20 protein-coding genes are annotated in these 19,680 nt (G+C 70.7%); 17 read left to right on the forward strand and 3 right to left on the reverse strand.

What is annotated here, in order from left to right; all coding sequences use genetic code 11:
* Positions 1-12 precede the first annotated feature (12 nt).
* A complete protein-coding gene (locus tag FS825_RS16430; protein ID WP_144715145.1) occupies positions 13-1,410 on the forward strand; it encodes a C40 family peptidase in 1,398 nt (465 codons plus the stop codon).
* 91 nt (positions 1,411-1,501) lie between these two features.
* Here FS825_RS16430 and FS825_RS16435 read toward each other — a convergent pair whose 3' ends face one another.
* Positions 1,502-1,993, reverse strand: coding sequence for an inorganic diphosphatase (locus FS825_RS16435; protein WP_144715147.1), 492 nt, complete (start codon positions 1,991-1,993; stop codon positions 1,502-1,504).
* Between the two features lie 51 nt (positions 1,994-2,044).
* On the opposite strand from FS825_RS16435, the gene tilS reads away from it, so the two are divergent.
* The 14 genes from tilS (at position 2,045) to FS825_RS16500 (ending at position 14,596) form a co-directional block, all read left to right on the forward strand.
* A complete protein-coding gene (gene tilS, locus FS825_RS16440) occupies positions 2,045-3,064 on the forward strand; it encodes a tRNA lysidine(34) synthetase TilS (protein ID WP_144715149.1) in 1,020 nt (339 codons plus the stop codon).
* 9 nt (positions 3,065-3,073) lie between these two features.
* Positions 3,074-3,625 carry a hypoxanthine phosphoribosyltransferase gene (gene hpt, locus FS825_RS16445; protein ID WP_144715151.1) on the forward strand — a complete coding sequence of 184 codons (552 nt, stop codon included), beginning with the start codon at positions 3,074-3,076 and terminating at the stop codon, positions 3,623-3,625.
* A 126-nt stretch (positions 3,626-3,751) separates the two neighbouring features.
* Entirely contained in the window at positions 3,752-5,737 is a 1,986-nt protein-coding gene (gene ftsH, locus FS825_RS16450) for an ATP-dependent zinc metalloprotease FtsH (protein WP_144715153.1), read from the forward strand.
* Positions 5,738-5,743: 6 nt separating this feature from the next.
* Positions 5,744-6,718: a dihydropteroate synthase gene (folP, locus tag FS825_RS16455; protein WP_144715155.1), complete on the forward strand. Its 975-nt coding sequence runs from the start codon at positions 5,744-5,746 to the stop codon at positions 6,716-6,718.
* Positions 6,715-7,116, forward strand: coding sequence for a dihydroneopterin aldolase (folB, locus tag FS825_RS16460; RefSeq protein WP_144715157.1), 402 nt, complete (start codon positions 6,715-6,717; stop codon positions 7,114-7,116). Before folP ends, folB begins: the two co-directional genes overlap by 4 nt.
* A complete protein-coding gene (folK, locus tag FS825_RS16465) occupies positions 7,113-7,655 on the forward strand; it encodes a 2-amino-4-hydroxy-6-hydroxymethyldihydropteridine diphosphokinase (protein WP_144715159.1) in 543 nt (180 codons plus the stop codon). The genes folB and folK overlap by 4 nt, the downstream gene beginning before the upstream one ends.
* On the forward strand, positions 7,652-8,143 hold the full coding sequence (locus FS825_RS16470; RefSeq protein ID WP_144715161.1) for a DUF3180 domain-containing protein: 492 nt from the start codon (positions 7,652-7,654) through the stop codon (positions 8,141-8,143). The genes folK and FS825_RS16470 overlap by 4 nt, the downstream gene beginning before the upstream one ends.
* Positions 8,144-8,173: 30 nt before the next feature.
* The gene (locus tag FS825_RS16475; RefSeq protein WP_144715163.1) at positions 8,174-8,695 is read left to right on the forward strand and encodes a PH domain-containing protein; all 522 of its coding nucleotides are present in this window, start codon (positions 8,174-8,176) and stop codon (positions 8,693-8,695) included.
* 8 nt (positions 8,696-8,703) lie between these two features.
* Positions 8,704-10,428, forward strand: coding sequence for a PH domain-containing protein (locus tag FS825_RS16480; RefSeq protein WP_144715165.1), 1,725 nt, complete (start codon positions 8,704-8,706; stop codon positions 10,426-10,428).
* On the forward strand, positions 10,425-11,117 hold the full coding sequence (locus tag FS825_RS16485) for a Rossmann-like and DUF2520 domain-containing protein (protein WP_144715167.1): 693 nt from the start codon (positions 10,425-10,427) through the stop codon (positions 11,115-11,117). The genes FS825_RS16480 and FS825_RS16485 overlap by 4 nt, the downstream gene beginning before the upstream one ends.
* A gap of 59 nt (positions 11,118-11,176) precedes the next feature.
* Complete coding sequence (lysS, locus tag FS825_RS16490) at positions 11,177-12,694, forward strand: lysine--tRNA ligase (protein WP_144715169.1); 1,518 nt, start codon at positions 11,177-11,179, stop codon at positions 12,692-12,694.
* A gap of 29 nt (positions 12,695-12,723) precedes the next feature.
* Entirely contained in the window at positions 12,724-12,927 is a 204-nt protein-coding gene (locus FS825_RS16495) for a hypothetical protein (RefSeq protein ID WP_144715171.1), read from the forward strand.
* A gap of 125 nt (positions 12,928-13,052) precedes the next feature.
* On the forward strand, positions 13,053-13,184 hold the full coding sequence (locus FS825_RS19030) for a hypothetical protein (RefSeq protein WP_260981289.1): 132 nt from the start codon (positions 13,053-13,055) through the stop codon (positions 13,182-13,184).
* A 341-nt stretch (positions 13,185-13,525) separates the two neighbouring features.
* Positions 13,526-14,596: a sigma-70 family RNA polymerase sigma factor gene (locus tag FS825_RS16500; RefSeq protein ID WP_144715173.1), complete on the forward strand. Its 1,071-nt coding sequence runs from the start codon at positions 13,526-13,528 to the stop codon at positions 14,594-14,596.
* 128 nt (positions 14,597-14,724) lie between these two features.
* Here the strand turns inward: FS825_RS16500 and FS825_RS16505 are convergent, their stop codons facing one another.
* A complete protein-coding gene (locus FS825_RS16505; protein ID WP_144715175.1) occupies positions 14,725-15,657 on the reverse strand; it encodes an NAD(+)/NADH kinase in 933 nt (310 codons plus the stop codon).
* Between the two features lie 165 nt (positions 15,658-15,822).
* On the opposite strand from FS825_RS16505, the gene FS825_RS16510 reads away from it, so the two are divergent.
* Complete coding sequence (locus FS825_RS16510; RefSeq protein WP_144715176.1) at positions 15,823-18,339, forward strand: ATP-dependent Clp protease ATP-binding subunit; 2,517 nt, start codon at positions 15,823-15,825, stop codon at positions 18,337-18,339.
* Between the two features lie 73 nt (positions 18,340-18,412).
* On the opposite strand, the gene FS825_RS16515 is transcribed toward FS825_RS16510, so the two are convergent.
* Positions 18,413-18,838: a MarR family winged helix-turn-helix transcriptional regulator gene (locus FS825_RS16515; RefSeq protein WP_144715180.1), complete on the reverse strand. Its 426-nt coding sequence runs from the start codon at positions 18,836-18,838 to the stop codon at positions 18,413-18,415.
* A 57-nt stretch (positions 18,839-18,895) separates the two neighbouring features.
* On the opposite strand from FS825_RS16515, the gene FS825_RS16520 reads away from it, so the two are divergent.
* Positions 18,896-19,654 carry an SDR family NAD(P)-dependent oxidoreductase gene (locus tag FS825_RS16520; RefSeq protein ID WP_222126954.1) on the forward strand — a complete coding sequence of 253 codons (759 nt, stop codon included), beginning with the start codon at positions 18,896-18,898 and terminating at the stop codon, positions 19,652-19,654.
* Positions 19,655-19,680 lie beyond the last annotated feature (26 nt).

A 19,680-nucleotide genomic window follows, 5' to 3' on the forward strand; every position in this document is an offset into this window, starting at 1 on the left:
CCCTGATCGACCGTGAAGCAGTCCGCTCGCACCTTCTCCTGCGGGATCGCGGTGGTGGCCGTCCTCGGGATCGGCCTGTCCGTCGTGGTCGCCGGCCCGGCCCAGGCAGCACCGTCGGCTCCCAGCTGGGACGACGTGCGCGCGGCGAAGGCGGACGCGGCCGACGCCCAGTCGACCGTCGACGAGCTGAGCAGGCGACTGCAGACCCTGCAGGACGCGGCGGACCAGGCCCAGGTCGCCGAGCTGCAGGCCGGTCAGACCTACGCCCTCGCGTCGTCGAAGCAGCAGGAGGCGCAGTCCACCCTGGACGACCTCAGCGCGCAGGCGAAGCGGGCGAAGCGGACGGCGGACGGCTCCGCGAAGCAGGTCGCGGGGCTCGTGGTCGAGCTGTCGCGCACCGGCGGCGGCGACCTCTCGGCGACGATGCTGATCGACTCGAAGGACTCCAAGGACCTGCTCTACCGGGTCGGCACGATGTCGCACCTGTCCGAGCGCTCGGCGACCGTCCTCGCCCAGGCCCGGGCGGACCAGAACACCGTCGACTCGATCGCTGCGCAGCAGTCCGCGGCCACGAAGGCCCTCGCGAAGGCGACGGACACCACGAAGGCCGCACTCGACGACGCGAACGACACGGCGGCGACCGCCCAGGCCCGGGTGCAGAAGGAGCAGGACCAGCAGGACGAGGTCCTCCAGCAGCTCGCGTACCTCAAGGGCACGAGCGTCGCGACGGAGACCGCGTACTGGAGCGCCCAGCAGGCGAAGCAGGCCGAGGCCGCCCTGCCGACGGCGTCCAGCGGCACCGGCACCGGCAGCACGGGCGGCGGCACGACCGCCCCGACCGGCAGCACCTCGTCCACGCCGAGCACGCCCGCGAAGCCGAGCACGCCGAGCGCCCCGAGCAGCACGCCGGCGAAGCCGAGCACCCCGAGCACCCCCGCGAAGCCGAGCACCCCCAGCACCCCGGCCAAGCCGAGCACGCCCACCGCACCGACGACCCCGACGGCACCGAGCACCCCCTCGAAGGCCGCCGGCGCGATCGCCTACGCCCGCGCCCAGATCGGCGACGCGTACGTCTTCGGCGGCGCCGGCCCGAACACCTGGGACTGCTCGGGCCTGGTGATGATGGCCTACAGCTCGCAGGGCATCGCCACCGGTGGGCACAACGTCGTCTGGCAGTACGACTACTTCAAGTCGATCGGCCGGCTCGTGCCGCTGTCCCAGCGGCAGCCCGGCGACATCCTGTTCTACTCGTACAACGGCACCGTGAACGAGGCGTACCACGACTCGATCTACACCGGCGGCGGGATGATGGTCGAGGCCGCGAACCCGCAGCGCGGCGTGCTCGAGCGGGCGATCTGGACGCCGAGCCAGCTCCTGCCCTACGTGGCCCGGCCGAGCGGCTCGCTCTAGTCCCGCAAACGGAACCAGGTCCCGGACACCACACCACGCAGATGCGCGGTGCTGTGTCCGGAACCTGGTTCCGAGCGAGTGACCGGACGGGTCAGTGACCGGCGGGCACGTACGCCTTCTGGCCGGCCTGCACGATGGCCTCGGCCTCGGCGGCGTCGCCCCAGCCCTCGGCCTTGACCCACTTGTTCGGCTCGAGGTCCTTGTAGCGCTCGAAGAAGTGCGCGATCTCGGCCTTGGTCTGCTCCGGGACGTCCTGGATGTCCTGGATGTGCTGCCAGCGCGGGTCCTTCGCGGGGACGACGAGGACCTTCTCGTCCTTGCCGGCCTCGTCGCTCATCTTGAAGACGCCGACGGGGCGGACCTTCACGCCGACGCCCGGGAACGTGGGGAACTCGAGCAGCAGCAGGGCGTCCACCGGGTCCCCGTCATCGGCCAGGGTCTCCTCGAAGAACCCGTAGTCGGTCGGGTAGACGAACGAGGTGAACAGCACGCGGTCGAGGTACACGCGACCGGTCTCGTGGTCCACCTCGTACTTGTTGCGGCTGCCCTTGGGGATCTCGACGACGACGTCGTACGCGGCCATGTTTGCGCTCCTGGTCTCTTGGCGGGGGGAAAGCGCGGCTAACGTTACCGGGTGAACACTCCGCGTCCTCGGCTCGACTCCGCGGTCGCCGGCACCCGTCGCGCGGTCCGGGTCCTCCTCGCGCAGGCGCTCGCCGAGTCGGTGGTGCGCCCGGGTGACCTCGTGCTCGTCGCGCTGAGCGGCGGAGCCGACTCGCTGGCGCTCGCCGCCGCGACCGCGTTCGAGGCGCCGAAGCAGGACCTCCGGGCCGGTGCGGTGGTCGTCGACCACGCGCTGCAGGCGGGATCCGAGGCGGTGGCGAGCCGCGCCTCCAGGCTGGCGTCCGAGCTGGGACTCGCACCGGTGACCGTCCGTCGGGTCACGGTCGGGTCCGACGGTGGGCCCGAAGGGGCCGCTCGGGAGGCGCGACACGCCTCCCTCGCCGACGTCGCGTCCGAGACGGGGTCACCCTTGGTCCTGTTCGGCCACACCCTGGACGACCAGGCCGAGTCCGTGCTGCTCGGGCTCGCCCGGGGCAGCGGCCCGGACTCGCTGTCCGGCATGGCGCCGCTGACCAGGCGCGACGCCGGTCCCGCGTACGGACGGCCGCTCCTCGGGGTGCGACGGCACACCACGCGGCAGGCCTGCGCGGCGGCCGGACTCGCGCCGTGGGACGACCCGCAGAACGACGACCCGGCGTTCGCCCGCGTCCGTGTCCGGAACACCCTCATGCCCGCGCTCGAGCGGGAGCTCGGCCCCGGGGTGCCCGAGGCGCTGGCACGGACGGCCGACCAGCTCCGCGAGGACGCCGCCGCGCTCGACCACTTCGCCGAGGAGATGGCGGAGGACCTCGCCGAGCACTCCGAGGCGGGCATCTCGCTGTCCGTCCGGCAGCTCGCGGCGAACCCGCCCGCCCTCCGGCAGCGGCTGGTGCGGCTCGCGGTGGCGAGCGAGTTCGGCGTGACGCTGTCCCGCGTGCAGACCCTCGAGGTGTGCCGGCTCGTCACGGACTGGAGCGGCCAGGGACCGATCGACCTCCCGGGGGTCCGGGCGTCGCGATCGGGGGACCGGCTGGCGTTCAGCGCCGGTTAGTCTGTGGTGGTGGAACTCTCCGACGTCCAGGCAGACCTGTCCGAAGTCCTCTTCACCCCCGAGCAGATCGACGACAAGCTCGCCGAGATCGCCGCGGTGGTCGACCGTGACTACGCGGGCCGCGATCCGCTGCTCGTCGGTGTCCTCAAGGGCGCGGTCATGGTGATGGCGGACTTCTCGCGGCACCTCAAGATGCAGGCCCGGATGGACTGGATGGCGGTGTCGTCGTACGGCTCCGGCACGAAGTCCTCGGGCGTGGTGCGGATCCTCAAGGACCTCGACACGGACGTGCACGGACGGGACGTCCTCATCGTCGAGGACATCATCGACTCCGGCCTGACGCTGTCCTGGCTCAAGCAGAACCTCGAGTCCCGCGGTGCGGCGAGCGTCGAGATCGTCGCGCTCCTCCGCAAGCCCGAGGCCGCCAAGGTCGAGGTGGACGTCAAGTACGTCGGCTTCGACATCCCGGACGCCTTCGTCGTCGGGTACGGCCTGGACTACGACGAGCGCTACCGCAACCTCCGCGGAGTGGGCGTGCTCGCGCCGCACGTCTACTCGTAGCGGGCACCGGGCGGACGGGGAGTTCGCCCGCAGAGGACACCCATTCTCGCCACAGAATCGCCGCCGTATGCTGATCAGCACGCAACTTCGGCAGAGAAAGGTGTCGGGCCCTGGCGCCCGGATCACATGGACTTCAAGCGCATCTTCCGCGGCCCGTACATCTACGTGCTGATCGCGCTGATCGGGATCTTCATCGGCTGGAGCGTGATCAGCCAGGCGGGTACCCAGCAGATCGACACCCAGAAGGGCCTCGAGCAGCTCTCCGACGGCAAGGTCTCCTCGGTCGTGGTGAACTCCACCGAGCAGCGTGTCGACCTCACCCTGAAGGACGGCAACGCGCACGAGCAGTTCTACTACTCGACGCCTCGCGGTGAAGAGGTCATCAAGGCCGTCAACGACGCCAACCTACCGAAGGGCTACAACGACACCGTCCAGCAGTCGAACTGGTTCCTCTCGCTGCTCGGCATCATCCTGCCGTTCCTCATCATCGGCGGTCTGTTCTGGTTCCTGCTCTCGAGCGCCCAGGGCGGCGGCTCGAAGGTCATGCAGTTCGGCAAGTCCCGGGCGAAGATGAACAACAAGGAGAACCCGCAGGTGTCCTTCGCGGACGTCGCGGGCTCCGACGAGGCGATCGAGGAACTCCAGGAGATCAAGGAGTTCCTCAAGGAGCCGGCGAAGTTCCAGGCCGTCGGCGCCAAGATCCCGAAGGGCGTGCTGCTGTACGGCCCTCCCGGGACCGGCAAGACCCTGCTCGCCCGCGCCGTCGCCGGCGAGGCCGGGGTGCCGTTCTACTCGATCTCCGGTTCGGACTTCGTCGAGATGTTCGTCGGTGTCGGTGCGAGCCGCGTCCGTGACCTCTTCGAGCAGGCGAAGCAGAACTCGCCCGCCATCGTCTTCATCGACGAGATCGACGCCGTCGGTCGTCACCGCGGCGCCGGCATCGGTGGAGGCAACGACGAGCGCGAGCAGACGCTCAACCAGCTCCTCGTCGAGATGGACGGCTTCGACGGCAAGACGAACGTCATCCTCATCGCGGCGACGAACCGCCCCGACGTGCTCGACCCCGCGCTCCTCCGCCCGGGTCGCTTCGACCGGCAGATCGGCGTCGACGCTCCGGGCCTGCAGGGCCGCAAGCAGATCCTCGAGGTGCACGCGAAGGGCAAGCCGCTCGCCGCGAGCGTCGACCTCGAGCTCCTCGCCCGCAAGACGCCGGGCTTCACCGGCGCCGACCTGGCGAACGTCCTCAACGAAGCCGCGCTCCTGACGGCCCGCTCGAACGCGCAGCTCATCGACAACCGCGCCCTCGACGAGGCGGTCGACCGCGTGATGGCCGGCCCGCAGCGCCGCACCCGGATCATGTCCGACCAGGAGAAGCTGATCACGGCGTACCACGAGGGCGGACACGCACTCGCGGCTGCGGCCATGCGGCACACCGACCCGGTGACGAAGATCACGATCCTGCCGCGCGGCCGTGCACTCGGCTACACGATGGTGCTCCCGCTCGAGGACAAGTACTCCGTCACCCGCAACGAGCTCCTCGACCAGCTCGCCTACGCCATGGGCGGCCGCGTCGCCGAGGAGATCGTGTTCCACGACCCGACCACCGGTGCGTCGAACGACATCGAGAAGGCCACCGGCACCGCGCGCAAGATGGTCACCGAGTACGGCATGAGCCGTGCGGTCGGTTCCGTCAAGCTCGGCTCCGGGTCGAGCGAGCCGTTCGTCGGTCGCGACATGAGCGGCGGGACCGGACGCGACTACTCGGAGAACATCGCCGAGACGGTCGACGCCGAGACCCGTGCGCTGCTCGAAGCGGCCCACGACGAGGCCTACCAGGTGCTCAACGACAACCGGGACATCCTCGACCGCCTGGCGGGTGAGCTCCTCGAGAAGGAGACGCTCGACGCGCCCGAGCTCGTGGAGATCTTCAAGGACGTCCGCAAGCTGCCCGAGCGTCCGCAGTGGCTGTCCAGCGACAGCCGCCCGGTGAGCAACCTGCCCGCCATCGAGGTGCCCGGCAAGGCCGCCTCGACCGCGTCCGAGCAGTCCGACACCGAGTCGTCGAAGCCCCGTCGCCGTCCCTTCGGCAACCCGGGTATCGCCCCCGCGTAGGCCGGCATGACCGACCTGCCGACGAGGCGCTCCCGTCGGCTCGCCGAGGTGAGCCAGGCGCGGGCAGCAGCCGCTGAACCGCCGACGGTCGCGATCGACCTCCGCGCACCAGCGCCGGTGCCGGAGATCGTGACCGGCCGGCGGCGGGACCGCGCGCGCGACGCCGGGGTCGACGACCGCACCCGGGTGATGGGCATCCTCAACGTCACGCCGGACTCGTTCAGCGACGGTGGCCTGCACGAGGCGTACGACGCGGCCGTGCAGCACGCGCGGGAGCTCGTCGCCGCCGGCGCAGACCTCGTCGACGTGGGCGGGGAGTCCACCCGTCCCGGTGCCGAGCGCGTCCCCGTCGAGGTCGAGCAGCGCCGCGTCCTGCCGGTCGTGCAGCAGCTCGTCGCCGAGGGCATCCCGGTGAGCGTCGACACGATGAACGCCGGCACCGCCGAGCGTGCGGTGGAGCTCGGCGCCGCGATCGTGAACGACGTGTCCGGCGGTCTCGCCGACGACGACATGGCACGGGTGGTCCGCGACACCGGAGCCGGGTTCGTCGTCATGCACTGGCGCGGGCACAGCGACCGGATGTACCGGAACGCCGAGTACCGGCACGCCGTCGACGAGGTCCGGCGCGAGGTCGAACTGCGGGTCGCCGAGCTCATCGTCCTCGGGGTGCGGCAGGAACAGGTCGTGATCGATCCGGGGCTCGGGTTCGCCAAGCATGGCGCCCAGAACTGGGAGATCCTCGCCGGCTACGAGCGGTTCGCGTCCATCGGGTTGCCGGTGCTCGTGGCCGCGTCCCGCAAGCGGTTCCTCGACGGTGTCGGCAGCGCTGCCGGTGCCACGCCGAAGGACCGCGACCTGGCCACCGCGGCCATCAGCCTGCTCGCCGCCGAACGCGGCGCGTGGGGCGTCCGCGTGCACGACCCGGCACCTACCCGTGCCGTGCTCGACGTCTGGGACGCCTGGAGGGCAGCTCGATCGTGAACGACACCATCCGCCTGACCGGGGTCCGCGCGCGCGGCCACCACGGCGTCTTCGACCACGAGCGCGCCGACGGGCAGGACTTCGTCGTCGACGTCGCGGTCGAGGTCGACGCCCGCCGGGCCGCCGACAGCGACGACCTCGACAACACGGTGCACTACGGGGTGCTCGCCGAGCAGGTCGTCGCCGAGATCGAACGGGACCCGGTGGACCTCATCGAGACCCTCGCCGAGCGCATCGCGGCCGCCGTGCTGACCCACCGTGCCGCACTCGCGACGGAGGTCACCGTCCACAAGCCGCAGGCGCCCATCACGGTGCCGTTCACCGACGTGTCGATCACGATCCGGCGCACCCGGCGCGGGGTCCGGTCGGCGGACGGCCGCGACGAGGAAGAAGAGTGAGCCGGGCGGTGATCGCCCTCGGCGCCAACCTCGGCGACCGCGGGAGCACGCTGCGCGCGGCCTCGACCGCGATCGCCGCGCTGCCCGGCGTGCGTCCGGTCGCCTCCAGCCGGGAGGTCGAGTCGACCGCGGTGACGCTCGACGGTCCGGACACCACCAAGCCGCGGTACCGCAACGCCGTCGTGGTCGTCGAGACCGAGCTCCGGCCGCAGCAGCTCCTGGACGCCCTGCACGGCATCGAGGACGCCCACGGTCGCACCCGCGAGGTCCGCTGGGGCGACCGGACGCTCGACCTCGACCTCGTGGCGTACGACACGGAGACCGTGGACACGGCGACCCTGACCGTGCCGCACCCCCGCGCCGCCGAACGCGCGTTCGTGCTCGCACCGTGGCTCGATGCCGACCCGGACGCCGTCCTGCCCGGCGCCGGACCCGTGGCCGACCTGCTGGCCGCACTCGGCGACGACACCGAGCGCGTGGACGAGCCGCGCCTGTTCGACGACCCCGGCCGACCCGACGAGCCGCAGGTGCGCCCGTGAAGCCGACCCGTGCCTCCACGCTCGTCAGCGTCGCCCTGGTGGCGGCCGTGGCGGGCTTCGCCCTCGACGCGGTGCTAGCCTCGCGCCAGGCACCGACTCTGTTCCTGTCGCCGCCCCTCGGCGTCACCCTCGCCCTCATCGGCATCGCGGTCGTGCTCATGGCGCGTCCGGTGCGTCGGCACGCACGGGACGGCGCCGGCCGGCAGCGTCCGGTGGACCCGCTCTACGCGACGCGCGTGGTGGTGCTCGCGAAGGCGTCGAGCATCTGCGGGGCACTCTTCGGGGCGTTCGGTCTCGGGCTGCTGGTCTACCTCCTGACCCGCTCCGCGTTCCCTTCGCTAGGCTCGATCCTGCCGAACGTCGTGGCGGTCGGGGGCGGGCTCGTGCTGACCGTGTGCGCACTCGTCGCCGAGCGCATGTGCATCGCGCCGCCGGAGGACGATGACGACGACGACCTGCCCCGGGGCGGTACGACGCAGGCGCACTGACCCAGCAGGACCGACCGCAGGAGGCTCGCGATGCCGCGTGAACGACTCGACGAGCCCGGCCTCGGCCTGACCGGCACCACCTGGACCCGGGTGTCGCCGAAGCTGGTCTGGACGGAGCTCATCACGACCGTCGTCATCGGTGTCGTCGTCACGGCGGGCTGCGTGATCATCGGTGTGGTCAACGGTGGCTTCGGGCGGACCGCCGGCACCGTGTGGACGTCGATCGCGATCGTGGTGTTCGTCGTCGCCGCGATCACCGCCGCGCTGACGCCCCGCCGTGTCCGGGCGATCGGGTACGCCCTGCGTGACGACGACCTCGTGCTCCGGCGCGGCCTGATGTGGCAGCGCTTCACCGCGGTGCCGTACGGCCGCATGCAGCTCGTGGACGTGAACCGGGGACCGCTCGACCGCGTGCTCGGCATGAGCGAGCTGAAGTTCGTCACCGCTGCCGCCTCGACGAACGTCCGCATCCCGGGCATCCCCTTCGCCGACGCCGACCAGCTGCGTGACCGGTTGGTCGAGCTCGCCGAGTCCCGTCGCGCCGGACTGTAGGGGGAGCCGTGACCTTCCGACCCGGCCCACCGCCGCCCCCGCCGCAACAGCAGCGCCGGGGCAACGCGGCCGCGGCGGCACCGCTCACCGACGGCGAGTGGCACCGGCTGCACCCACTGACGCCGCTGCTCAAGGGCGGCATCTTCCTCATCGTGGTCCTCGGGTACGTGCTCAACAGCCTGCGGGACCAGCTCGTCGAGTTCTTCATCCCCGGGAGCGGCCCGCAGGAGGACGGCGACCCCGTGCGCTACGTGTACGAACACGGCGTGGTCGGGTGGGTGCTGCTCGGTGTCGTGGTGGTGCTCGTGGTGCTGATCGGGCTGTTCTACTTGTCCTGGCGGATGCACGAGTTCCGGGTGACCGGCGAGATCGTCGAGGTCCGCTCCGGCGTCCTGTTCCGCACGAACCGCAAGGCCCGGCTCGACCGGATCCAGGGCATCAACATCTCGCGGCCGCTGATCCCGCGGATCTTCGGGACCGCGAAGCTCGAGATCGCGCAGGCCGGCAACGACGCCAACGTGCAGCTGGCGTACCTCGGGGTGACCGCCGCCGACGACCTCCGGCAGCGGATCCTCGTGCTCGCCTCGGGCGCGAAGGAGGACGACCGGGACGGCCCCCGGCGCGCATCGAACGGCGTCCTGCAGGACCGTGTGGACGAGATCTTCTCGCCGGAGCTCGACCCCGCCGCGGTCCGCGCGACCCGGATCGTCAAGGTGCACCCCGGACGGCTGATCGCGTCGATGCTGCTCTCCGGCACGACGGTCTTCATCCTGCTGGCGGTCGCGGCGATGATCGTCAGCGTCGCGCTCACCGGCGAGTACGGGATCCTGTTCGGCCTGTTCCCCGCGGTGATCGGCGCCGGCAGCTACTACGTCCGCAAGTTCTCCCGCTCGCTGCAGTACACGATCGCCGAGACCCGGGACGGCATCCGGATCGGGTTCGGCCTGGTGTCCACCTCGAACGAGACCCTCCCGCCCGGCCGCATCCACGCCGTCAGCGTCGCGCAACCGCTGCTCTGGCGCCCGTTCGGCTGGTGGGACGTCCGGATCAACCGTGCGACGAACGCCGGCAACGGTTCGTCGAACAACCAGCAGGTCTCCTCGATCGTCCTGCCCGTCGGCACCGCTCGTGACGTCCGCGAGGTCCTCGACATCATCCTCCCCGGCCTCGTCGGCACCGCGGTCGTCGGCCCGTCCGCCTCCCCGGAGCAGCTCCGCGAGGGGTCGGCCGAGGCGGTCGACGTGGTGGACGACAGCCTCACCACCTCGGGCGACCGCGGCGGCTTCGTGCACTCGCCGCGGCGGGGCGCCTGGCTCCGCCCGTTCGCGTTCCGCCGGAACGGCTACCGCTTCGTGCCCGGCGCCGTCCTGCTCCGGCTCGGGGCGGTCTGGCGATCGCTGGTGATCGTCCCGCTGCCGCGCGTGCAGAGCGTCAAGGTGTCGCAGGGACCGGTCGAACGCGCGCTGCGGCTCGCCACGGTGCACGTGCAGACCGTGCCGGGACCGGTGACGGCCGCGGTGGGGGCGCTGGACGCGCACGATGCGCAGCACCTCTGGTCGCTCGTCACGGCGCGAGCCGTCGAGGCCGCTGCGGCCGACACGTCCCACCGGTGGCGCGAACGGGAGGCGCGGCGCGGCCCCGCCACGCACGCTGCGGACCCGGAGTGGGCGACCGGCACCGTGCCTCCCGACCGGCTCTGGGGCCAGGTCCCACCACCAGGAGCCGCACGATGAGGGCCGGACGACTCGGCGTCGGCGTGATCGGCGCGGGACGCGTCGGACCCGTGCTCGGCGCGGCGCTGGCGAACGCCGAGCACGCCGTCGTCGGGGTGACCGCCGTCTCCGAGGGGAGCCGCGACCGAGCCGAGGCGATGCTGCCCGGCGCACCCGTCCTCGAGACGCCGGACCTCGTCGAGCGCAGCGAACTCGTGCTCCTCGCCGTACCGGACGACCAGCTCGCCGGCCTCGTGCAGGGCCTCGCCGACGCGGGGATCTGGCAGCCGGGGCAGCTCGTCGTGCACACCAGCCCGGACCACGGCGTCGGCGTCCTCGCCCCGGCCATGGCCGCCGGTGCGATCCCCCTCGCGATCCACCCGGCGATGGCGTTCACCGGCACCAGCGTCGACCTCGTCCGACTGCGCGACGCGTACTGCGCGGTGACCGCCCCCGCGCCCGTGCTGCCGATCGCCCAGGCGCTCGTGGTCGAGATGGGGGCCGAGCCCTTCGTCGTCGCCGAGCAGGACCGCCCCGCGTACTCCGACGCCGTCCGCGCTGCGGTGAGCTTCTCGACCGCGATCGTCGACCAGTCCGCGGGCACGCTCGACGGGATCGGGGTGGAGCACCCGGGCCGCGTCCTCGGTGCGCTGATCCGCTCGGCGGTCGAGAACGCGCTCGCCGCTGCGGACGGGCAACCGACGCTGTAGGCCTCCGGGCGCGCTGTACGATTTCCGGGACCCCCACGACCCATCGGAGCCGCACCAGCATGAGCGAAGCAACCCCCGCAGACGTCCTGTCAGCCGACGTCCTGTCAGCCGAGGAGACCAGCGAGCAGCGCCAGGTCCGGCTCGACAAGCGGGCCAAGCTCCTCGAGTCGGGGATCGAGGCGTACCCGGCCGAGCTCCCGATCACGACGACGATCCCGGCCGTGCGGGCGCAGTACGACCACCTCGAGACCGGCACCGAGACCGACGACGTCGTCGGGGTTGCTGGTCGGATCGTGTTCTCCCGCAACACCGGGAAGCTCTGCTTCGCGACCCTGCAGTCCGGCGACGGCGCCCGCATCCAGGCGATGGTGTCCCTCGCCGAGGTGGGCGACGAGTCCCTCGCGCGCTGGAAGGAGTTCGTCGACCTCGGTGACCACGTGTTCGTGCACGGCCGCGTGATCTCCTCGCGTCGGGGCGAGCTGTCGATCATGGTCGACGACTGGGCCATCGCCGCGAAGGCGATCCTGCCCCTGCCGAACCTGCACAACGAGCTGAACGAGGAGACCCGGGTGCGCCAGCGCTACCTGGACCTCATCGTGCGCGAGGACGCCCGCGCCACGGTCCGCGCCCGTGCTGCCGTGATGGCGTCGATCCGCCAGACGTTCGCCGGCCACGACTACCTCGAGGTCGAGACGCCGATGCTGCAGACCCAGCACGGCGGCGCCTCGGCGCGTCCGTTCGTCACGCACTCGAACGCGTTCGACACCGAGCTGTACCTGCGCATCGCACCGGAGCTCTTCCTCAAGCGCGCCGTGGTCGGCGGGATCGACCGCGTGTTCGAGGTGAACCGGAACTTCCGGAACGAGGGCGCCGACTCGACGCACTCGCCCGAGTTCGCGATGCTCGAGGCCTACCAGGCGTACGGCAACTACGAGCAGATGGCCGACCTGACGCAGGAGCTCGTGCAGAACGCCGCCCGTGCGGTGACCGGTGGCGCGCTCGAGGTCACCCTGGCCGACGGCAGCACGTACGACCTCGGTGGCGAGTGGCCGCGGATCGACATGTACGGCTCGCTGTCCGAGGCCGCCGGGCGGGAGATCACCCCCGCGACGCCGCTGTCCGAGCTGCAGGAGCTCGCCGCCGCCGAGGGTGTCGAGGTCTCCCACGCCACGCACGGCAAGTACGTCGAGGAGCTCTGGGAGCACTTCGTCATCGACTCCCTCGACCGCCCGACGTTCGTGATGAACTTCCCGGTCGACACCTCACCCCTGACCCGCGAGCACCGGAGCCGTCCGGGCATCGTCGAGAAGTGGGACCTCTACGTCCGTGGCTTCGAGCTCGCGACGGCGTACTCCGAGCTCGTCGACCCGGTCGTGCAGCGCGAGCGGTTCGTCGAGCAGGCGAAGCTCGCCGCCGGGGGCGACCCGGAGGCGATGCGCGTCGACGAGGAGTTCCTGCGGGCGCTCGAGCACGCGATGCCGCCGTCGGGTGGCATGGGGATGGGCATCGACCGGCTGCTCATGGCGATCACCGGGCTCGGCATCCGCGAGACGATCCTCTTCCCCCTGGTCAAGTAGCCCGCAGGCCCCGGGGTTAGGATGCTCGGGTGCCGCATGGAGTCGTGACCGGGATCATCTTCGCCCTGACGCCGACCGTCGTGGTCGGCCTGATCTTCTGGTTCGTCATGCGCGCCATCATGCGGGCGGACCGCACCGAGCGTGCCGCCTACGCCAAGGTCGAGGCCGAGGAGCGCGCCCGCTTCGAGCGCGAGCACGGCCGCCCCGCGCCGACGCCCGCCTCCGCCGAGTAGCGCCCGGCGCCCAGCTACCACGACCGTCCACCGCGCTCGCCGCGGTCGACATCGACGTCTGCGCGCCCGGACCCCGTCACCAGCCGTTCACCCGGTCGTCGCGTCGCGGGGTGACGATCGTCCGCATGGCAATCACGCACGTCTTCACCGGTCGCAGCCTCGTCGGCGACATCGAGAGCGAGTACGACGAGTTCGACCGCGACGCCGACCTCGAGGTCTCGAGGCGTCGCGAGGGGTGGCTCGAACCGTCCTGGTGACCCCCACCACCCGTTCATCGGGGTACGGCAGCCGGATCGCACCGATCCGGAACGCCGTACCCCTTTTCTGTGTCCGCTCGGCGCAGTGCCTCGGGGTACACGATCGGAAACGCCCAAGAAACACCGATGCAGCGCCGGAAACATCACGAAACGGGCTTGTGGACCCGCGGTTCGGAGGACCAGACTGACGACGGGCTGTACCCCACGGGGGACGGTTCCGATGACGAATCACGGAGATCCCTGGGAATCGATCCCATCGGTTTGTGGGGTACACCTCCGGAACGCTTTACTCGTCACACCCCCCAACGAGGCCATCACCGTCGAACGCAGGGAGAGTCATCATGACGATCACCACCGCAGCACCCAAGACGACGACCACCGGCACGACCGCCCGCCGGAACAAGAAGGCGGCCGCCACGAAGCCCCCCGTCACGGCGGTCGAGAGCACCACGCTGGACACCGAGGTCGAAGCCGACGAGCAGCTCGCCGGCGTCCGCGGCGCCTCGGTCGACCAGGTCGGCGACTACCTGCGCCACATCGGCCGGCTCTCGCTCCTCACCGCCGAGGAAGAAGCCGAGATCGCCCGCCGGATCGAGGTCGGCCTCTTCGCGGAAGAGAAGCTGAACACCGAGAAGGACCTCGCGAAGACCTTGCAGCGCGAGCTGCGCTGGCTCGTCCGCGACGGTGAGCGTGCCAAGGAGCGCATGATCACCTCGAACCTCCGACTCGTCGTCAGCATCGCCAAGCGCTACTCGCAGCGCGGCCTGCCGTTCATGGACGTCATCCAGGAGGGCAACCTCGGTCTGGTCCGCGCGGTCGAGAAGTTCGACTTCACGCAGGGCTACAAGTTCTCGACGTACGCCACCTGGTGGATCCGTCAGGCGATCTCCCGCGGTCTCGCCGACAAGGCCCGCACGATCCGCATCCCCGTGCACACGGTGGAGCTGATCAACAAGATCTCGCGCACCGAGCGCGACCTCACCGTCGACCTCGGCCGTGCGCCGATGCCCGACGAGGTCGCCGCCGAGCTGAGCATGAGCGTCGAGGAACTCGTCGACCTCAAGGGCCGCTCGCACGAGCCCGTGTCGATCCACACCGTGGTCGGCGACTCGGACGACAGCGAACTCGGCGACTTCATCGAGGACGAGGACGCCGCGTCCCCGAACGAGCTCACCGAGACGACGCTCCTGCACCGCGACATCCGCTCCATCGTCGCCGAGCTCCCGAGCGACGAAGCGAACGTGATCCGCATGCGCTACGGCCTCGACGACGACAAGCCGATGACGCTCGACGAGATCTCGAAGATCGTCCACACGACGCGCCAGGCGGTCAGCCGTGTGGAGTCCCGCGCCAAGCTCCGCCTATTCGCCAAGGCGGTCTCGCAGGACATGCAGCTGTACCTGACCGACTAGGTCAGCGACTTCGGCCGGCGCGTGAGCGTCGGCAGGGGACCCGGATCGTTCCGTGGGAAAACGGTCCGGTGGGGTGATGGGAAGGCCCGCTCAGGCACTGCCTGGGCGGGCCACTCGTCCGTCCGGGGCTACTCCTCGACCTCGCGGCCGAGCTTCTGCCGGAGGTCCTGCGGGATGAGCTCGATGAGCTGGTCCGGGCGCACCGGGAGGTCGAGCAGGCTGAGCTTCACCCGCCCCGTCCGTCCGTGCCGCTCGGCATCGAGCCGGACGACGCTGCCGGCGTCCTTCCGGAGCCGGACGTCGAGTTGCGCGCCGGTGGCGACCTCGCCCACGACCAGTCCGTCGACCTCGAGCGCCGCGCTCCTGGTGCCCTCGGCGATGTCGAACCGGTAGCGCTCGCGCGCGGCGAGCACCACGGCGCGGTCGATGCCCGCCATCGGCGCGACCGGCGTCACGACCGAGCCGGACAGCGCGGGGGAGAGCACCGGACCGCCCGCCGCGTAGTTGTAGGCGGTGGAGCCGGCCGGGGTGGCCGCGACGATGGCGTCCGCCCGGTAGTACCCGTAGCCGAGCCCGCCGACGCTGAGGTCCGCCGAGACCTGCCCGGCACCAGGTCGCCGCACGATCGTGAGGTCGTTGAACGCGAGGTAGTCCGTCCGCGCCCCGCTCCAGAACAGCCGGGCCTCGAGCGCGTGGTGCGGTTCGAGCTGGTAGTCGCCGGCGGAGAGCCGTTCGAGCGCCGCTTCGAGCTCCGGTGGTTCGATCTCGACGAGGAACCCGACGTTGCCGTAGTTCACCCCGAGCACCGGCACGGGCCGCTTCGCCACGAGACGCATGGCCCCGAGCATCGTGCCGTCCCCGCCGAGTGCGACGACGAGGTCGACCTCCTCGGTGAAGTCCTCGTCGCCGATGACGTCGACACCACCGCCGATGCGCTGTGCGTCGGCACGGCGGGCGACGAGACGACCGCGTCCGGACGAGTTCCAGCGCTGCAGGGTCACGACGGACTCCTGCACGTTCTTGGTCGGGTGCACCACGAGTCCGACGACGGGCTGATCCATGCTCCGGATCGTACCGACCGCACCCGGACACGGCCCCCGGTCCGCCATGCGCGCACCTCCGCAACGAGGTCACGCCCACGGCGAACAGGGGCAGACCGACGGGGGAGCGCTGGTTACTCTCGAAGTACGTCACCGGACCTCCACCGGTCCGGCAAGGGAGAGCACATGTTCGAGAGATTCACCGACCGAGCCCGTCGTGTTGTCGTCCTCGCTCAAGAAGAAGCGAAGATGCTCAACCACAACTACATCGGCACCGAGCACATCCTCCTCGGCCTCATCCACGAGGGCGAGGGCGTCGCGGCCAAGGCGCTGGAGTCGCTCGGCATCTCGCTCGATGCCGTCCGCGAGCAGGTCCAGGACATCATCGGGCAGGGCCAGCAGCAGCCGACCGGGCACATCCCGTTCACGCCGCGCGCCAAGAAGGTGCTCGAGCTGTCCCTGCGCGAGGCGCTGCAGCTCGGTCACAACTACATCGGGACCGAGCACATCCTGCTCGGCCTCATCCGCGAGGGCGAGGGTGTCGCAGCCCAGGTCCTCGTCAAGCTCGGCGCCGACCTCAACCGGGTCCGCCAGCAGGTCATCCAGCTCCTGTCCGGCTACCAGGGCAAGGAAGCGGTCGCCGTCGGCGGCGAGACCCAGCAGAACGCGCAGCAGGGTTCGCAGGTCCTCGACCAGTTCGGTCGGAACCTCACCCAGGCCGCTCGCGACGGCAAGCTCGACCCGGTCATCGGGCGCGAGAAGGAGATGGAGCGGGTCATGCAGATCCTCTCCCGCCGCTCCAAGAACAACCCCGTCCTGATCGGTGAGCCCGGCGTCGGCAAGACCGCCGTCGTCGAGGGTCTCGCCCAGGCGATCGTCAAGGGCGACGTGCCCGAGACGCTGAAGGACAAGCAGCTCTACTCGCTCGACCTCGGGTCGCTCATCGCCGGGTCCCGCTACCGCGGTGACTTCGAGGAGCGCCTCAAGAAGGTCACGAAGGAGATCCGCACCCGCGGTGACATCATCGTCTTCATCGACGAGATCCACACGCTGGTCGGTGCCGGTGCTGCCGAGGGCGCGATCGACGCCGCGTCGATCCTCAAGCCGCTCCTCGCCCGCGGTGAGCTCCAGACCATCGGTGCCACCACGCTCGACGAGTACCGCAAGCACTTCGAGAAGGACGCCGCACTCGAGCGTCGCTTCCAGCCGGTGCAGGTCAACGAGCCGTCGCTGCCCCACGCGATCAACATCCTCAAGGGCCTCCGCGACAAGTACGAGGCGTTCCACAAGGTGTCCATCACCGACGGCGCGATCGTCGCCGCGGCGAACCTCGCGGACCGCTACGTGCAGGACCGCTTCCTGCCGGACAAGGCCATCGACCTGATCGACGAGGCCGGCGCTCGCCTGCGGCTGTCGATCCTGTCGGCGCCGCCGGAGCTCCGCGAGTTCGACGAGAAGATCTCGACGGTCCGCGGGCAGAAGGAAGCCGCGATCGAGGAGCAGGACTTCGAGAAGGCCGCAAGCCTGCGCGACGAGGAGAAGAAGCTCCTCGGCGAGCGTCTCCGCCTCGAGAAGCAGTGGCGTGCCGGTGACGTCGCCGCATCCGGCACCGTCGACGAGGGCATCATCGCCGAGGTCCTGGCCCAGGCCACGGGCATCCCGGTGTTCAAGCTCACCGAAGAGGAGACCTCGCGTCTCGTCTTCATGGAGAAGGCCCTCCACGAGCGCGTCATCGGTCAGGAAGAGGCCATCTCGGCCCTCTCCAAGACCATCCGCCGCACCCGCGCCGGCCTCAAGGACCCGAACCGCCCGTCGGGTTCGTTCATCTTCGCCGGCCCCACGGGCGTCGGGAAGACCGAGCTCGCCAAGGCGCTCGCGGAGTTCCTCTTCGACGACGAGGGTGCACTGATCTCCCTCGACATGTCGGAGTTCGGCGAGAAGCACACCGTGTCGCGACTCTTCGGTGCCCCTCCCGGGTTCGTCGGGTTCGAGGAGGGTGGCCAGCTCACCGAGAAGGTGCGCCGCAAGCCGTTCTCCGTGGTCCTCTTCGACGAGATCGAGAAGGCCCACCCGGACATCTTCAACTCGCTGCTCCAGGTCCTCGAAGAGGGTCGTCTGACCGATGGTCAGGGCCGCGTGGTCGACTTCAAGAACACCGTCATCATCATGACCACGAACCTCGGTTCGCAGGGCATCGCCGGTGGTCCGGTCGGCTTCCAGATCGAGGGTGACTCCGGCGTCGGCTACGACCGCATGCGCTCGAAGGTGAACGAGGAGCTCAAGAAGCACTTCAAGCCCGAGTTCCTCAACCGCGTCGACGACACGATCGTGTTCCCGCAGCTGTCGCAGCCCGAGCTGCTGCAGATCGTGGACCTGTTCGTGAAGCGCCTGTCGGACCGCCTGCTCGACCGCGACATGACGGTGGAGCTCACGCTCCCCGCCAAGGAGCAGCTCATCAAGGTCGGGTTCGACCCGGCACTCGGTGCTCGCCCGCTCCGCCGCGCGATGCAGCACGAGGTCGAGGACCAGCTGTCCGAGCACATCCTGCAGGGTGAGCTCAATGCCGGTGACCACGTGAAGGTCGACTTCGCCGATGGCAAGTTCCTGTTCGAGACCGGGCGTCAGCCGGGTCGCGAGGAGGTCCTCGCCGGGGCTGCCGCGGTCGAGACCGTGGACGCTCCGCAGGGCGAGATCGAGTCCTAGGACCCGACCCACAGACAGACGGGAGGCGCGGTGCCAGCTGGCACCGCGCCTCCCGTCTGTCACGTGGTGACGGTCACCGCCCAGCCAGCTGCTCGACGGTGCGCCAGAACGTCGGGTCGTCGTTCGTCCGGGTGAGCAGCGCCGCGCGGACGGCGGCGGCGTGCGCTGCGCGCGCTGGTCCGACGAGCGCACGCCCCTCGGGTGTGGCGGTCACGAGCCGGGTTGCGGTGTCGCCGCTGCGTTCCACGAGACCGCGCTGCTCCATGCGTGCGAGGTGCCTCGACAGGCGGCTGCGCTCCCAGCGGAGGTCGTCGGAGAGGCGCTGCTGCCGGAGCGAGCCGTCGCCTTCCTCCACGAGCCGGGTGAGGACGGAGAAGTCCGGCCCGGACAGCCCCGTCGCGAGCGTGACCGCGCGCGCGACCTGGTCCCACACGCTGTCGGTCGCCCGCTTCCAGGCCTGCCAGCGGCGGAGTTCGTCGTCGTCGAGTCGTTCGTCCACCGTCCGATCCTAGCCTGCCGTGTTGACATGGAAACAGGGGCAGGCGATCATGTTTCCGTGTCAACAGAACGAGTGGTGCTCATCACGGGCGGGACGTCGGGGATCGGACGAGGGCTCGCGGAGCGGTACGTGGCCACCGGCGCGACCGTGGTCGTCTCCGGCCGCGACCAGCGTCGGCTCGACGCGACGGTGGCCGTCCTGCCCGGAGCCGTCGGGATCGCCGGCGACCTCAGCACGCCGACCGACCGGGAGCGGCTCGCCGACGCGGTGCGGGAGCGGTTCGGTCGGCTGGACGTCCTGGTGCTCAATGCCGGGATCCAGCGGCGCGTCGCCTGGGCGGAGGACCACGCGCCGTGGTCCGAGCGGCAGCAGGAGATCGACCTGCTCCTCAGCGCCCCGGTGCACCTGACGGCGCTGCTCGGCGACCTCGTCCGGGCGGCTCCGGCCGGACAGATCGTCGTCGTCACGAGCGGCGGAGCAGTCGTCCCGCAGCCCTTCGCACCCGTCTACAGTGCGGCGAAGGCGGCCGTGCGGAGCTGGACCACGACGCTCCGGGCAGCGCATCGGGGGACGGTCACGCAGGTCACGGAGCTGCTGCCGCCGGCGGTCGCCACGGGGCTCGCCGGGCCGGGAGCCGCGCACGGAGCGGACCTCGATGCCTTCTGCGACGCCGTGTTCCCGCGGCTCGAGGCCCGGGAGGACGAGGTCGGGTACGGACTCACCGACAGCTTGGCCTTCCGTGCGGTCCTGGACGCAGCCCGCGAACGGTTCACCGCCGCGGAAGGTCGGTTCCCGGTGCGGGGCTTCGCCGACTGATCAGCCGGTCCGGGGCGGTGGACGTG

This window comes from Curtobacterium pusillum (assembly GCF_007680845.1).
GTDB classification, from domain to species: domain Bacteria; phylum Actinomycetota; class Actinomycetes; order Actinomycetales; family Microbacteriaceae; genus Curtobacterium; species Curtobacterium pusillum_B.

Excerpts from the sequence above, each read along its gene's own strand:
- folP (WP_144715155.1), top strand. The coding sequence starts at position 5,744 with ATGACCGACCTGCCGACGAGGCGCTCCCGTCGGCTCGCCGAGGTGAGC.
- FS825_RS16485 (WP_144715167.1), top strand. The coding sequence starts at position 10,425 with ATGAGGGCCGGACGACTCGGCGTCGGCGTGATCGGCGCGGGACGCGTC.
- lysS (WP_144715169.1), top strand. The coding sequence starts at position 11,177 with ATGAGCGAAGCAACCCCCGCAGACGTCCTGTCAGCCGACGTCCTGTCA.
- FS825_RS16475 (WP_144715163.1), top strand. The coding sequence starts at position 8,174 with ATGCCGCGTGAACGACTCGACGAGCCCGGCCTCGGCCTGACCGGCACC.
- ftsH (WP_144715153.1), top strand. The coding sequence starts at position 3,752 with ATGGACTTCAAGCGCATCTTCCGCGGCCCGTACATCTACGTGCTGATC.
- FS825_RS16510 (WP_144715176.1), top strand. The coding sequence starts at position 15,823 with ATGTTCGAGAGATTCACCGACCGAGCCCGTCGTGTTGTCGTCCTCGCT.
- FS825_RS16505 (WP_144715175.1), bottom strand. The coding sequence starts at position 15,657 with ATGGATCAGCCCGTCGTCGGACTCGTGGTGCACCCGACCAAGAACGTG.
- FS825_RS16500 (WP_144715173.1), top strand. The coding sequence starts at position 13,526 with ATGACGATCACCACCGCAGCACCCAAGACGACGACCACCGGCACGACC.
- FS825_RS19030 (WP_260981289.1), top strand. The coding sequence starts at position 13,053 with ATGGCAATCACGCACGTCTTCACCGGTCGCAGCCTCGTCGGCGACATC.
- FS825_RS16435 (WP_144715147.1), bottom strand. The coding sequence starts at position 1,993 with ATGGCCGCGTACGACGTCGTCGTCGAGATCCCCAAGGGCAGCCGCAAC.